This window comes from Bradyrhizobium sp. USDA 3364 (genome assembly GCF_054056355.1).
In genome coordinates, this window is sequence record NZ_JBSRYG010000002.1 from 7,138,729 (window position 1) to 7,153,143 (window position 14,415).

General features: G+C 64.9%; 13 protein-coding genes and 1 pseudogene. 7 read left to right on the top strand and 7 right to left on the bottom strand.

From position 1 onward, the window contains the following. Positions 1–226: 226 nt before the first annotated feature. From ACVILL_RS33490 to ACVILL_RS33500, 3 genes are all read right to left on the bottom strand, one after another. The gene (locus tag ACVILL_RS33490; protein ID WP_456732956.1) at positions 227–940 is read right to left on the bottom strand and encodes a hypothetical protein; all 714 of its coding nucleotides are present in this window, start codon (positions 938–940) and stop codon (positions 227–229) included. Positions 941–1,087: 147 nt separating this feature from the next. Further along, entirely contained in the window at positions 1,088–2,443 is a 1,356-nt protein-coding gene (locus ACVILL_RS33495) for a S41 family peptidase (protein ID WP_456732957.1), read from the bottom strand. A gap of 197 nt (positions 2,444–2,640) precedes the next feature. After that, a complete protein-coding gene (locus tag ACVILL_RS33500) occupies positions 2,641–3,828 on the bottom strand; it encodes an NADH:flavin oxidoreductase/NADH oxidase (RefSeq protein WP_456732958.1) in 1,188 nt (395 codons plus the stop codon). 407 nt (positions 3,829–4,235) lie between these two features. On the opposite strand from ACVILL_RS33500, the pseudogene ACVILL_RS33505 reads away from it, so the two are divergent. Further along, positions 4,236–4,427: pseudogene (locus ACVILL_RS33505) on the top strand (hypothetical protein); the annotation flags it as partial. A 110-nt stretch (positions 4,428–4,537) separates the two neighbouring features. Here ACVILL_RS33505 and ACVILL_RS33510 read toward each other — a convergent pair. From ACVILL_RS33510 to ACVILL_RS33525, 4 genes are all read right to left on the bottom strand, one after another. Continuing rightward, positions 4,538–4,687, bottom strand: coding sequence for a hypothetical protein (locus ACVILL_RS33510; RefSeq protein WP_456732959.1), 150 nt, complete (start codon positions 4,685–4,687; stop codon positions 4,538–4,540). Positions 4,688–4,905: 218 nt separating this feature from the next. After that, the gene (locus tag ACVILL_RS33515) at positions 4,906–5,493 is read right to left on the bottom strand and encodes a class I SAM-dependent methyltransferase (RefSeq protein ID WP_456732960.1); all 588 of its coding nucleotides are present in this window, start codon (positions 5,491–5,493) and stop codon (positions 4,906–4,908) included. Between the two features lie 74 nt (positions 5,494–5,567). Next, positions 5,568–6,479 (bottom strand): amino acid ABC transporter substrate-binding protein, encoded by a 912-nt coding sequence (locus ACVILL_RS33520; RefSeq protein ID WP_456732961.1) that lies wholly within the window; start codon positions 6,477–6,479, stop codon positions 5,568–5,570. Between the two features lie 102 nt (positions 6,480–6,581). Next, positions 6,582–7,505, bottom strand: a complete 924-nt coding sequence (locus tag ACVILL_RS33525; protein WP_456732962.1) for a DUF2380 domain-containing protein — start codon at positions 7,503–7,505, stop codon at positions 6,582–6,584. Between the two features lie 231 nt (positions 7,506–7,736). Here ACVILL_RS33525 and ACVILL_RS33530 point away from each other — a divergent pair, with 231 nt between their 5' ends. The 6 genes from ACVILL_RS33530 to ACVILL_RS33555 all read left to right on the top strand — a co-directional run bounded on the left by ACVILL_RS33530 (position 7,737) and on the right by ACVILL_RS33555 (position 14,403). Continuing rightward, a complete protein-coding gene (locus tag ACVILL_RS33530; protein WP_456732963.1) occupies positions 7,737–9,158 on the top strand; it encodes a histidine kinase in 1,422 nt (473 codons plus the stop codon). Beyond that, complete coding sequence (locus ACVILL_RS33535) at positions 9,155–9,817, top strand: response regulator (protein ID WP_456732964.1); 663 nt, start codon at positions 9,155–9,157, stop codon at positions 9,815–9,817. Before ACVILL_RS33530 ends, ACVILL_RS33535 begins: the two co-directional genes overlap by 4 nt. A 1,089-nt stretch (positions 9,818–10,906) precedes the next feature. Continuing rightward, positions 10,907–11,533 (top strand): HAD family hydrolase, encoded by a 627-nt coding sequence (locus ACVILL_RS33540; protein ID WP_456732965.1) that lies wholly within the window; start codon positions 10,907–10,909, stop codon positions 11,531–11,533. Between the two features lie 26 nt (positions 11,534–11,559). Continuing rightward, on the top strand, positions 11,560–12,771 hold the full coding sequence (locus tag ACVILL_RS33545) for a molybdopterin molybdotransferase MoeA (RefSeq protein ID WP_456732966.1): 1,212 nt from the start codon (positions 11,560–11,562) through the stop codon (positions 12,769–12,771). A 244-nt stretch (positions 12,772–13,015) separates the two neighbouring features. After that, positions 13,016–13,720: a transcriptional repressor LexA gene (gene lexA, locus ACVILL_RS33550; protein ID WP_456732967.1), complete on the top strand. Its 705-nt coding sequence runs from the start codon at positions 13,016–13,018 to the stop codon at positions 13,718–13,720. A gap of 254 nt (positions 13,721–13,974) precedes the next feature. Next, positions 13,975–14,403 carry a hypothetical protein gene (locus tag ACVILL_RS33555; protein ID WP_074130078.1) on the top strand — a complete coding sequence of 143 codons (429 nt, stop codon included), beginning with the start codon at positions 13,975–13,977 and terminating at the stop codon, positions 14,401–14,403. The last annotated feature ends 12 nt before the right edge of the window (positions 14,404–14,415 follow it).

Sequence of the window (14,415 nt, forward strand, 5' to 3'; positions counted from 1 at the left end):
CTGTAGATCGCGTCCGAAGCGCGATGAGATCAGGTTGAACTGGAGCGGCGGCAGGGTTTCACCTCTCCCTTGGGAGAGGTCGGCGCGGAGCGCCGGGTGAGGGATTACGGTCTCTCGTTAGCGCCGCGGCCCCTCACCCGATTTGCTGCGCAAATCGACCTCTCCCCGCTGGGGAGAGGTGAAACGAAGCCGTTGCCGAACCAAGTCGATCCAAATTCATCGTGCTCTAGGCGCTGAAATCCGTGGAGCCACCGGAAGATTGATGCGGGGCTGAATAGCCCGCGGACCGCGACGCAATGGCCTTCTGACCTTCCGCAATCATGGCCTGGAACGCGGCGTCCAGTTGCTCGCGCGTGTAGTTCTGCGAAATGCTCTGGCGCGGCGTCCATTGCGACTGCGTGATCGCGGTGGACGCCTTCTCAATCGTCCCTCCGATGGCCTTCGCAATATATTCCGCGCGCGACTGCGCCAGGTTTGGGCCACCGTCCGGACCCGGCTCCGGCAGGTCTCCGACCCTTGCAGCAGCCTCGCCGCTCATCGCCGAAGAGCCGCCATTATAGAGGGTCGCAACGACTCGGCCGTCAACCTTGACGGTCGCATAGATGTTTTGCGGTGCGTTGTCCGGAACGTCGGTGGCAGTGGCAGCTGCGGCAGAGTGCATGTTCAGCCACGCCGATGCCATCCTGTCGCGAAGCTCGGGGTTGTCGCTGACCGAGATGAACTTCAATCGCGAAGTGTCGAGCTGTCTCAGAGTCGAAACCGGAATCCCCTGCTGCCCACTTCCGACCGCTTTTGCATCTGCGCCGGCAGCCACCGGCGATGCGTCCGCCGGCGTCAATGTCGCCGCCGATGGGTAGGATTGCGCAGCACGCTGGTAACTCCCGGTGCTGCCATACTCGTAATCATGGTGTCCCTCGCGCTCTGAAGCACGCGCGAGCAATCACCGTGCCAGGATGCAAGCGATTGATAGGGCTGATATTCCGTTTTCGCCGATCGCAATGCGGGCGGAAAATCTTGCCGCCGGCGGCAGAACTTTCCAGGGGGCATAGCCCGGATTTCGCGTCATCCGGGCTACGCGTGTCAGGTCCTAGTTCGGCACCGGCCGCTTCTGCGCGGCCTTGTCGGCGTTCTTGGCGTCGGCGTTGACGGTGACGCCGCGTAACTGGTTGAACGCCGCGGCCAGAGCCTTGTCGTTCTTCTCGTCCGGCGGGACATAGGATTGCGAGCCGGTCTGCTCGGCGCCCTCGGCTGCGAGATGGCCGCGCATCTTGGCCTCGCTCATGATCTCGGAGCGGGTCTTGAACTCGTCCGGCACGTCCTGCAGCACCTCGATGTCGGGCTTGATGCCCAGGGCCTGGATCGAATGGCCCGACGGCGTGAAGTAACGCGCCGTGGTCAGCGCCAGCGCGCCATTGCCGGTGCCGAGCGGAATGATGGTCTGCACCGAGCCCTTGCCGAACGAGCGGGTGCCGATCAGGGTCGCGCGCTTGTGGTCATGCAGCGCGCCGGCAACGATCTCGGAGGCAGAGGCCGACCCGCCATTGATCAGCACGACGAGCGGCTTGCCCTTGGTCATGTCGCCGCCATGGGCGGTGAAGCGCTGGGTCTCTTCAGGATTGCGGCCGCGGGTCGAGACCACCTCGCCCCGCTGCATCAGGGTCGAGGTCACCGACACCGCCTGGTCGAGCAGGCCGCCCGGATTGTTGCGGAGGTCGACGACATAGCCGGCGAGCTTGTCCTGCGGGACCTGCTTCTGGATATCGCCGATCGCCTTGCGCAGCCCCTCGGTGGTCTGCTCGTTGAACGAGGTGATCCTGATATAGCCGATATCGCCTCCCTCGACGTGATACTTCACCGGGCGGACGCGGATGATCTCGCGGGTGATCGAGAGCTCGATCGGCTTGTCGGCGTCCTTGCGGATGATCTTCAGCCGGATCGAACTGTTGGGTGCGCCCTTCATTTTGTTGACGGCCTGGTCGAGCGTCATGCCCTGGATCTGGTCGTCGTCGATCGAGGTGATCACGTCGCCCGACATGATGCCGGCGCGCGAGGCCGGCGTATCGTCGATCGGCGCCACCACCTTGACGAAGCCGTCTTCCATCGTGACCTCGATGCCAAGCCCGCCGAACTCGCCGTGCGTGGTCTCCTGCATCTCCGTCCAGCCCTTCTCGTTCATGTAACGAGAGTGCGGATCGAGCGAGGAGATCATGCCGTTGATCGCCCCTTCGACGAGCTTGGAGTCCTCGGGCTTCTCGACGTAGTCGCTCTTGACCTTCTCGAACACCTCGCCGAACAGGTTGAGCTGCGAATAGGTGTTGCTGTTATCGGAATGCGCGGCGGCATTGGCGACGGCGAACAGATGCGCCCCCTGCGGCGAGGCCACGAGCAGGGTGAGACACGCTCCCGCAACCGTTCCGAGGAAGAAGCCAACATGTTTGCGCATTATCCGCGATCCTTTTCCCTAGCGGCCGGCAACGTTTGGCAACATTCGGCCCGCCTCACCCCGACGCGGGGCACCACACAACGGCTTTTTGGTCGGATCAAGGCCATGGCGTCACCGGACCATTACGGTCCCGTTACAATGTACCGGCCAGCCCGAAATCAGCATCTAGTCGTTCCCAAGCCGTTTCAAAGTCAGCCTCACGTCAGCTCCCGGTCGGCCTCTGGCCCAGCCTCCCGCAAACCGTTCTGCCAGGTCGACGGCTGGGTCCCGAATCCGCGCTTGGCCCGCGTGCCCAGCCAATAGCCAAACTGCGGAGGAACATTACGAAATGGCCCTTCAACCCCGAGTTTCAACGCGGCGTCCATCGGCCAGTTGGGGTTATTGAGGATTTCCCGGCCGACCGCGATCAAATCTGCTTGTTTGTCACGCAGGATCTGTTCGGCCTGGTCTCCGTGAATGATTAAGCCGACCGCCATGGTCATGATATCGGCATGGGAGCGGACATATTCCGCAAGCGGCACCTGATAGTTGTATTTGATCTCCTTGCCCAGGATCGGCGCCATCTCGCTGATTCCGCCCGACGAGCAGTCGATCACGTCGACGCCCTTCGCCTTCAGGATCACAGCCAGCCGCGCGCTCTGCTCCGGACCCCAGCCGGCATTGTCTTCGACCGACAGACGCACGAACAAGGGCTTGTGATCCGGCCAGTGCGCGCGCACGGCCTCGGTCACCTCGATCAGGAAGCGCATCCGGTTGGCTTCCGAGCCGCCATATTCGTCGCTGCGCTGGTTGGAGCGCCCCGAGAGGAATTCGTGCACGAGATAGCCGTGGGCACCGTGCAGTTCCAGTACCTCGAATCCCGCTTGGTGCGCGCGCCGCGCCGCCTGCCCCCAGGCGGCGACGAGATCCTTCACCTCGTGCGTCTCCAGCGCCCGCGGCACCGGCCAGCGCTCGCTATGGGCGATCGCGCTCGGCGCCACCGGCGTCCAGGCATCCCAATCCTCAATCTCATGCGTGCGCTGAAGCGGGCGATCGCCCTCCCAGGGCCTGCTCGCACGCGCCTTGCGGCCGGAATGGCCGAGCTGGATGCCGGCCACCGCGTTCTGCTGCTTGATGAAGCCGACCAAACGGCTGAGCGGCGCGATGAACTTATCGTCCCAGATGCCGAGATCGCCGATTGTCCCGCAGCCGCGCCGCTCGACCTTGGTCGATTCGACGATCACGAGGCCGGCGCCGCCGGCAGCGAACTTGCCGGCATTCATCAGATGCCAGTCGGTCGGAAAACCCTTCTCGGCGGAATACTGGTGCATCGGCGGCACCACGATGCGGTTCTTCAGCGTGACGCCGCGGATGGTCATCGGCGAAAACAGCAGTCTGTCGGACATCGCTTCCTCATTTGACGTCGTTACCCGGCGTGCGCGGGCCGATCTTGTGTTTGGTGTCGACGATATACGCCCCGCGCAATGGCCGATAGAGGCGCGCGCTCGGCGCGCCTGTTCCCGCGCAGCAAATTTTTGCGGACCTAGGAAATCATGATCGCGCTGCGTGTTGTCCTGGGTGATCTTTGAGGAGGACACTCATGAGGAACCGCACAATCGCACTGCTTATCGCCGGTGCTATGGCAACCGGCCCGATCCTGGTTCAACATGCGGCCGCCCAGAACCTGCAAAACGAGGCCGACAAGGGCGCGAAGACGCGCAACTCCGGCGAATCCGGCTATGTCGGAGACCAGCAGAGGCCCGGCGCGGCCGCAACGGCCCCGGGACGCCCTGATACCGCCGCCGGGTCCACGGATGCTGCGACATCGCCGAGTGCACAAAATTCTGGAACCGGGATCGCCGGCGCGCCGGGCAACAAGAACGGGCCGGCTGCAAAGCAAGGAACGGTGGGTTCAAACTCGCAAAACCAGCATGTCCGGCAACAGGATTCGTCAAACATCAAGGGACTGCCCGGCAACAAGAGCGGTCCGCCTGAAAAGCGTTAGCATTGCGCCATTGCTGATCGGATACGCGTGAAGCGAGACAGCGCCGGCGGAACGCGCCAGGCCGGATCGGCGCAGTTTCGCACGCGCGATTGATCGGAGTTGCTCTCATCCTATTGCGCGGGCTTGCGGCTGGCCGACAAGTCGGTCGGGCAGTTTGTTCCACATTCAATCGACTTCTTCTGGTCGGCGACACGCCACACCAGCAGCGCGACCAGGACAATGATGGTGACGGTGAGCTTGGCCAATGCGTCGTGATTCAATGTCAGCTCCGAACAACACTCGGCATCAGCGGGGGAAATCAGGTCAAGCAGAATGCGGCCCCTGAGGACCTTCGAGTCGAGATGGCCGGCAACATCATGGTACGGTCTGGGTGCAGCCTGCAACCTTTTCGATCTGCATGGCAGAACGGCACCCGCTGGCCGCGCCGGCGGGAACCGCGCGCCCGATGACGTGGCGTCTGCGCACTAGCCCATATGGGCTACATCCGCATGACGGCCCTCATGTCCGCGCGAGACTGGCCGCACCCGCGGCGATCACGTCGTTGAAACTCGTGTCCCAGAATTTTCCGACCTCCGTGCGCCGCGTCGAGCACGCCGAGCTTGAGGAAGGTGTCGGCGACCTTCTGATGCGTCTCCGGCACATCTGATGTCACGCCGGCGAGCGAGAAATCGTCGCTGCGACGGGCGAACTGGTCGAGGATGTCCCGCAACGGCAGATGGGTTTCGGCCACCTGCGCGGCCGCATAGATCGCGACAATGATGGTCTCGAAGGTCCGGCCCTTCAGATCGAAGTCGCGCATGTCGAGTTCGACAAGATCGAGAGCGACGGCCTCGGCCCGGGCGCGGCGGCGTGCGTGCTGCAACATCTCGGCGGATAGATCGCCGCCGGTCGCCTGCAAACCGGCCCGGGCGAGTGGCACGGTAAGACGACCGCTCCCACAGGCGAGGTCCAGAACCCGACCGCCTCGTTCGCGAGCCAACTCGACGTAGAAGTGTTCAAGCACCGGATCGTGCGGCGCCATCACGTCATACAAATCGGGGCGGCTGTAGAGGCTGTTCTGTCCCATGCGAATGATCGTATCGGACGTCACACGACAAGACCAGATTGCCGCAGCGGAAGCTACAACAGGCCATTGCCGCGCTATTTCGCGACCTCGTAGACGTCAGGATCAAAGCTCGAGCTCGGGTGAGCGAACGCGTTGCGCAGCGCCGCCGACATCGGAACGTTGTAATTGATGCCTTTCGGCGGGGTCGGCGCTTCCAGCCACTTCCTGTACATCACCTCGATCTCCGGGCTCCGGTAGAGCTCCGCCGTGGCGCGGTCGGCGAGCGCCTTGAACGGCGCGTCCTCCCGGCGCAGCATGACGCCAAACGGCTCCGCTTTCGAGAACGCCTCATCGCTGATCATGTAGAGCGAAGGCTCCTTCGATCGCGCGATCGCGACGGCGAGCTGGACGTCGTCGAGCGCGTAGGCCTGGGCGCGATCGGTCTCCAGCATCAGGAACGCCTCGGCCTGGTCCTTGGCCGGGAGGACGTTGATGCCGAGCTTGCGCTCGGTATTGACCTTGATCAGCTGCGTGAGGTTCACCGAGCCTGCAACGGCGGTGACCGACTTGCCCTTCAGGTCGTCGATCGCATTGATGCCGAGGGATCTCTTGGCGGCGAACCGTGTTGCGCTCAGGAAGTGCGTGTTGGTGAAGGTCACCTGCTTCTGGCGGTCGGCGCTGTTGGTGGTCGCCGAGCAGTGCAGATCGATCGTGCCGTTGACCATCAGGGGGATGCGGTTCGACGAGGTCACGGGAAGGTAGTCGACGACGATATCAGGCAGGCCGAGCTCCTTCTTCACCGCATCGACGATCTTGAGGCAGATGTCGAGCGCGAATCCGATCGGCCGCTGGCTATCGTCGAGATAGCTGAAGGGAACGGAGGCTTCCTGAAAGCCGAGCGTGACCTTCTTCGTCTCCTTGATCTTCTGCAACGTGCCCGACAGCTCTTCGGCCGCCGCAGGGCCTGCGGCGAGCGTGAAAGCGAAAAGGACGGCGGGCAAACGCATCGGCGGCTCCTGTGCGGTGATCAGCCGACGTGATAGCCCACACGTGAGCCCGGCGATAGCTGACGGTGTGTCTAGCAGCTATCGCGCTTTGCTATGGTGCGACTACCGCTGCGTCCCGTCCTCGAGGAGGCGGTCGCCGACCAGGCGGACCGCGCCGCGGGTCCAGGAATAATCGGCGCCCATCCGCAGGCCGCTGTCGCCGCGCGCGACGACCGCGCCGCTGCGCGCGTCGCGGACCTGGAAGCCGATCGTGTACTCGGTCCGGCTGACCCGCCTGATCACGCCGATCAGCGATTGATCTGCGCCGAGCTTCTGCGCAATCGCGGCCTCGCAGCCGTCGCAATCGCGCAGCGCGTGCGCCTTGACCGGCTCCGTGATCGCGCTGCCGATATCGACCAGGCGGTAGCGGCCCGACTGCGCAAGCCGGTCTCGCACGCCCTTGGTCACGTCGGCCAGAGTGACGGCGTCGGAGCCGTTAGCGCCTGCCCCCGGTGCCGCTGAGTTATCCTCGAGCTCGAACTCGAACACCGCAAGCCCGGTCGGCTCTGAGGCTGCGGTCTGTGCCTGCGGCAGCGCGGCCGCAAGCGCGCCACGCACCTCGCGCGACACGAATATCCGCGCATGGTCCCATGCCTCGTCATTGTCACCGCGAAACGTGTAGAGCTTCTCGTACAGGACCCGGCTCGCGCCGACGTCGATCACCGCCACCTTGGCCCACTGAACCAGCGTGCTCATCTTCTGCACGCCGCCGACCACCTTGATCTGGGCCTCGTCTGCGGGCGAGACCAGCCGATAGCGCGGCTCCGCGGCAACATCGGCGCGCAGGGCATGCGTGAACGCATCGAGCCGCTTCCGATGTGCAGCGGTCTGGTCGATCGCCTCGCCCGAGGTGTCGAGATAGCTGAAATCCTCGATGCTGACGCTGAGCGGGGGTGCCGCCGCCGCGCCGGTTTCCGCGCGTAGCGGAACGATTCCGATCAGGAGGCCGCTCAAAGCGACGGCGAGCAAGACGAGACGGGAGCGCATGATCGGGGCCTTTCGAGTTCTGGTGCGGACAAGTCGGTCGTAGTCCGGCGGGCGCCGCGGCCGCAGCGGAGCGCCTCCCGGCCGGTGCCGGGAAAATTTCACGACAGCGGTCCGCACCCAAAGAACGCCCAAGGCGGCGCTTCTCGACCCGTCCGTTCTGCCGTTTAATGCGCGCGACGGCCCTGCCCGCAACCGGGCGCAAGGCCCGTCTGCGACCTCAAGGATACGCCAATGTGGAATTGGTCCGGACGCGATCTGAAACTACGGCTGACGCTGCGCGTGGCCGCCGTGTCGACGCTCTGCTTTGCAGCCATCGCCGGCTACTTCCTGATCGACGCCGACCGCGCGGTGCGCGCCAGGATCGCTGCCGTTGCCGATGTCGCCGCCAGGACGCTGGAGCTGCAGCAGAGCAAGACCCAATGGCTGAACAATGCGCGCGCCGAATTCCCCAATCTCGAGGGCGTCGCGGCCTCGGCGATGGCGCCGGGGCTGTGCCTCGCATTTCGCAGCACTGGCGGCGAGATCAGCCAGCGCTTCTGCGGCGGCGCGCAGACCGATACGGCCGCGCCGCCGCAGGCCTTTGCGGCGCTCTATCGCCGCCTGTTCGATCCCGGCCGCGAGGCCGTGCGCCCGGTGGTTGCGCGCGGGCAGGCGATCGGCGAGGCCGTGGTCTGGGTCGATCCGGCGGTGCTGACCGCCGAAGCCTGGCACGACGCCGGCCGGCTGATGGCCGTGCTCATGATTGCGCTGCCGCTGCTCTGTGCAATGGTTTACGCGGCGCTGTCGCGCGCGCTGCGTCCGACGCGTCTGATCCGCGACGGGTTGGAGCGGATCGCCGCAGGCGACCTCGCCGCGCGCCTGCCGCCGTTCGATCTCGCCGAACTGTCGGCGATCGGCAGTGTCTTCAACCAGCTCGCCGAGCACCTCGCCACCGCGCTCTCCGAGCGCAACGCATTGACGCAAAAACTGATCCTGGTGCAGGACGAGGAGCGGGCGCATCTCGCGCGCGAGCTGCATGACGAGTTCGGGCAGTCGCTGGCCGCCATCCGCGCCCTCGCCGCCTCGGCGCGCCTGACCGCGGCCGAGGATTGCCCGCCCCTGCTCGCCGAATGCGACGGCATCGCGCGGACCGCGACCGACATGATGGAGACGTTGCGCGGCGCCCTCTTCCGGTTGCGTCCGCCCGATGTCGACGAACTCGGACTTGCGGCCAGCCTGGAAGGGCTGATCGCCGGCTGGAACGGCCGCAGCCGGGGACATCAGCGATTCGAGATCAGTACATCGGGATCGTTCGCGCACCTTCCCTCCTCGGTCAGCGCCAATCTCTACCGCATCGTGCAGGAGGCGCTCACCAACGCGGCCAAACATGCCGGCGCCACGCGCGTGCTGCTGCGGCTTCAGATGCGCGAAGCGGCTTCCGATGGCGGCGACGGCGAAATCGTGCTCGCGATCGACGATGATGGCAGGCTTGGCGATTCCTCCGGCGATCCCCTGTTCAAGTCCGGCATGGGCTTGCTCGGCATGCGCGAGCGAGTCGCGGCGCTGGGCGGGCGGCTGAGCTTCGAGGCCGGACAGCCCAACGGCGCTTCGCTCCGCGTCGTCGTCCCCGTCGCTGCCAGCTCAAATGCCGACACCGTGGAGCGCGCGGCATGAGCAATGCAGCGCGAACCATCATGCTGGTCGACGACCACGCCGTCGTTCGCGAGGGCTACCGGTCGATGCTGCAGAAGCAGCCGGGCCTCTCGGTCATCGCCGAAGCCTCCGACGGCGTCGAGGCATACCGGCTCTACAAGGAGACCGGGCCCGACCTCGTCATCATGGACCTGTCGATGCCCGGCATCGGCGGCATCGAGGCCATCCGGCGCCTCAGGCAATGGGACAAGCGCGCAAAGATCCTGGTGTTCACCATGCACCAGAACGCGGCCTTCGCCGTGCAGGCGATCCGCGCCGGCGCCAGCGGCTATGTCACCAAGACCAGCCCGCCGGAGACGCTGGTGCATGCCGTGATGGATGCGCTGTCAGGCAAGATCGCGATCAGCCCGGATATCGGCCACGAACTCGCGCTCAGCCACCTCGCCGGCGAGGCCGCAGCCGCAGACCTCCTGACCGCGCGGGAGTTCGAGGTGCTGCGTATGCTGCTCGCGGAAAACACCACCGACGAGATTGCCGAGACGCTGCACCTTAGTCCCAAGACGGTCGCGAACCTGCACTCCATGATCAAGGACAAGCTCGGCGTCGGCACGGATATCGAGCTGGTCCGCCTCGCGCTCCGACAGGGCATCTTGACGCAGATCGATCTGGGCGAACGGTGATCCCGCGGCAACGCCACCCGGCGATGTTCGTCGTCGCCCATCGACATCGGCGTCCCAAAGAAAGGCCCCAGCGAGGGGGCACACGCTGAGGCCAAAGCAACTTGGTTACGCCATCCTAGACCTTGCTCCGACAGATGGCTCGGCTCCTTTGGAGTACCGGAGTCATACGGGTCGAAGTCGTGAACCCCGTTGCCCTCATACATCCGTACAGGTCAGGTTTTTGCCATCCCTCTGGGGCCAGAGCCAACGCCGTCCGCCGTATCTCAATGCGACCGATGTTGCTCATTTCGGGACTCGACGTGCCCGCAAGGCTGATGGACATGTTCCCGGACAGGAACCGGAACGGATGCTAACCCACGTTAGTTGGATAGAATGATTTACGAAGATGGAGCGTCATCGCCGTGACCCGGAAAACCTTGCAGGCACGCTCGGAGCAAGCGCTGGTCGTCATCGTTCTCAGCACCGGCGCGCTGATCGCTTATTTCGGTCTGGCGCTGTCCCGGATGTAGAACGCCGGCCCGTCAAGTCACCAACTCGCCTGGTGCGCCAACGCCCGAATGGCCAATCACTGATTTGCTCGGCGGCGCAAGCCCCCGCAGTAGAAATACTTCGCTTTATCAGAAGCGTCACTCAATGCCATAAATCCGAAATCTCACCCGATCGAGGGGCGGATCGCGATCGTCACGGACGCGGGTCGAGATGCGGTGAACGCCGATTGCGCAACATAACGACTGCCTCTGGAATACTGTATCACCCGCTTTCGCGAAAGCGGTGATGACACCGATTGTTTGACATCTTGAATCGAGAACCATCCACCGCCGTCGTCCTGGCGAAGGCCAGGACCCATTACCCGAGCTGTACATTGTCGTGCGACGCTGGGACCACAGCTCACTTCAACAACTGGACCTGGTTATGGGTCCAGGGCTTCGCCAGGACGACGAACGGAGAGACCCGCCTGCATGTCAGCCGCGCCGTACAGGTCCTTTCGCAGGATGGCGGGAGGTTGGTCGCATGCGTATGGTCGCGTGACTGCTGCACAAATCGGGGACATTGCCGCCTGCCCGCAATTCTCGTACACCGTTTCATGCAATGACCTCGCAACTCTCCCCCAATTCCGTCGACGCGCTGCTGTTCGATATCGGCCGCGTCGTGCTCGACATCGACTTCGGGAAGGTGATGGCGCACTGGGCGCGGCATGCCGGCTGCGCGCCGGCCGAGCTCGCCACGCGCTTTGTCGTCGACGACAGCTACAGGCATCACGAGATCGGCCGGATCGACGATGCGGCGTTCTTCGAAAACCTGCGCCGGACGCTCGGCATCGACATCACCGATGCCGAGTTCCTCGAAGGCTGGAACGCGATCTTCGCCGGCGAGATGCCCGGCATCGCCCCGCTGCTTGCGGCGGCAGCCAAACGAATGCCGCTCTACGCCTTCTCCAACACCAATCCGGCCCACGTCGCGCATTTCTCGGTCATCCATGCCGAGCTGCTCAGCCATTTCCGGACCGTCTTCCTGTCCTCGAGCATCGGCTTCCGGAAACCGGACGCCGAGGCCTACGATCATGTGGTAAAAGCCATCGGCGTGCCGGCGTCGCGGATCCTGTTCTTCGACGATCTGGCGGCCAATATCGAAGGCGCGCGGGCGCGCGGCCTTCATGCCATCCACGTGACATCGACGGATGACGTGGCGAGGGCTCTCACTGCACTTGGGATTTGAACACTGCGAATGAAGGAGCTCCGAGCGTGGCCTTGATGCCGGTTGCCGATGCCCTGTCCGCCGTCCTCGCCGGTGCCGCGCCGCTGCCGGAGGAGATGGTCGCGCTTGATGCCGCCTACCACCGCACCCTGGCGCGGGACCTCGCCGCGCTGCGCACCCAGCCGCCGCAGCCGATGTCGGCGATGGACGGCTACGCGGTGCGTGCCGCCGATGCGGCTGACCTAAAGGCCCGGCTCAGGGTGATCGGCGAGGTCGCCGCCGGCCGGCCGTTCGAACGGACGGTCGGCGCCGGCGAAGCGGTGCGGATCTTCACCGGTGGCGTGATCCCCGATGGCGCCGACGCCGTCATCATCCAGGAAGACACCCGGACTGACGGCGACCACATCGCAATCACCGAGACGGCAACCGCCGGACGGCACATCCGCCCCGCCGGAGTCGACTTCCGTGAGGGCGACGTGCTGCTCGCCGCCGGCAGCCGCCTCTCCGACCGCGCGCTGTCGCTGGCGGCCGCCATGAACTATCCGGAGCTTGCGGTGCACCGCCGTCCGAAGGTCGCGGTGCTGGCGACCGGCGACGAGCTGGTGATGCCGGGATCAAGGCCCGGTCCCGGCCAGATCGTCTATTCCAACGGCTATGCGCTGCGGGCGCTGGCCCGCGCCGAAGGGGCCGAGACCGTCGATCTCGGGGTTGCCGCCGACACCGTGGACGCGACCACCGCCGGCATCCGCCGGGCCCGCGAGACCGGCGCCGACATCCTGATCACGACCGGCGGCGCCTCGGTAGGCGACCACGACCTGGTCAAGCAGTCGCTGGAGGCCGAGGGCGTCGAGATGGCGTTCTGGCGGATCGCGATGCGTCCGGGCAAACCGATGATGCACGGCCGGCTCGGCGCCATGCGGGTGATCGGCCTGCCCGGCAATCCGGTGTCCTCCTATGTGTGCGCCTTCCTGTTTCTGGCGCCGTTGATTCGGGCACTGAGCGGTCGAAAAACGATTCATCACGCACGCGCGGCCGCGCTGCTCGGCCGCGACCTCGCCGCCAACGACCAGCGCGAGGACTATCTGCGGGCGCGTCTCGAGGCGCGCGAGGACGGCACGTTGATCGCCACGCCCGTGATGCAGCAGGACTCATCGCTGCTCGGGAATCTCGCTGCGGCACGGGCACTTCTCGTGCGTCCGCCGTTTGCGCCGGCCGCGGTCAAAGGATCTGAATGCGAGATCCTGACACTGCCTGAATGAGGCTCTCGCGGGCGCGCCGATTGCGCATCGCCGAACACGTTCACCGGAAATTAAGTGGTTGCGGAACACATATCGAACATATAGTGTCCGTTCATGATTTGTTTCGAGTACTGGTGTCTACAAACGGGAGGCCGCCAGGGAGCGCTTGCAACAAGCACAATGCTCCTGAGGTCAGGCCCGGCCTGCAGGCCCCACTGAAGAGTCTCGGAATCGAACGACGCTATCAACCGGGGGAATACTCGAGATGCTCACGCGCAAACAGTACGAACTTCTGCGTTTCATCAATGAACGTCTGAAAGAGGCCGGCGTACCGCCCTCCTTCGACGAGATGAAGGATGCGCTCGACCTGCGCTCGAAGTCCGGTATCCACCGCCTGATCACTGCGCTGGAGGAGCGCGGTTTCATCCGCCGCCTGCCCAACCGCGCCCGCGCCATCGAGGTCATCAAGCTGCCCGAGCTCTCGGCCGGCGGCGGTAACGGCCGCCGCGGCTTCACGCCGAGCGTCATCGAAGGCACCCTCGGCAAGCGCCCCTCGACGCCGCCGATCGCCGAGGACGACGGCAACCGTCCGGTCGCGGTCCCCGTGATGGGCCGGATCGCCGCCGGTACGCCGATCGAGGCGCTGCAGACCCGCAGCCACACCATCAGCGTGCCGCCCGACATGCTCGGCGCTGGCGAGCACTACGCGCTGGAGGTGCGCGGCGACTCGATGGTCGATGCCGGCATCCTCGACGGCGACATGGCGCTGATCCAGCGCAACGACGTCGCCAACACCGGCGACATCGTGGTGGCGCTGATCGACGAGGAGGAAGCCACCCTGAAGCGCTTCCGCCGCCGCGGTGCATCGATCGCGCTCGAGCCGGCCAACACCGCCTATGAGGTGCGCATCCTGCCGCCGAACCGGGTCCGCATCCAGGGCAAGCTGATCGGCCTTTATCGCAAATACTGAATAGCAAATACTTGCGGCGGCGAGGAACGAGCGAGAGGTCGGATCGTTCCTTTGGAGGATAGCGCAGCAAGCGGCCTGCCCGGTGCGGTCCGATACCTCTCGCGCAGCGTCGCGTGTTTGTGATCGGAGCTGTCTCGGACCAGTCGTACAATCGCCCAGAAACGAGCAGACACTCGTTCGCTATCGTCCACTCTGGTAGAGGCCAATGCCTCAAGGAGAGGCACGGGTCGCTACCTCCAATGAGGAGCCATCCGATGTGTGACTATAGTCTGCACGCCGTGGCATCGCGCCCCGCCATTGTTGGAGAGACGCTGATCACGACGACCTTCCGCGGAACGTCGACCCGCGGCTTTGCTTCGGAGAACGATCCTACTGTCGCGGTCTGCATGCTGCCGGGCACCGAGCTCGCTTTCGCCGAGAACGTTCGCTACGACAGCCGCTGGATCTGGACCAAGACGATGAACTTCCGCGTCGGCGTGTTCAACGAAGTCGAGCCCGACGTTCCTGATCGCCATCACGACGCGGTGGAATTCCCCGACGGCAGCCATGTGCTGGTGACCCAGCTCGTCGAGGGACAGCGCGTCAGCGTGCTGCAATTGCCGGCCCTGCACCCGCCGGTCGAGCAGAAGCCGAAGGTCGTGGAGCGGCGGCCCTCCGCATTCGCGTCGCTGTTTTTGGGTTGAACGCATCGTCGC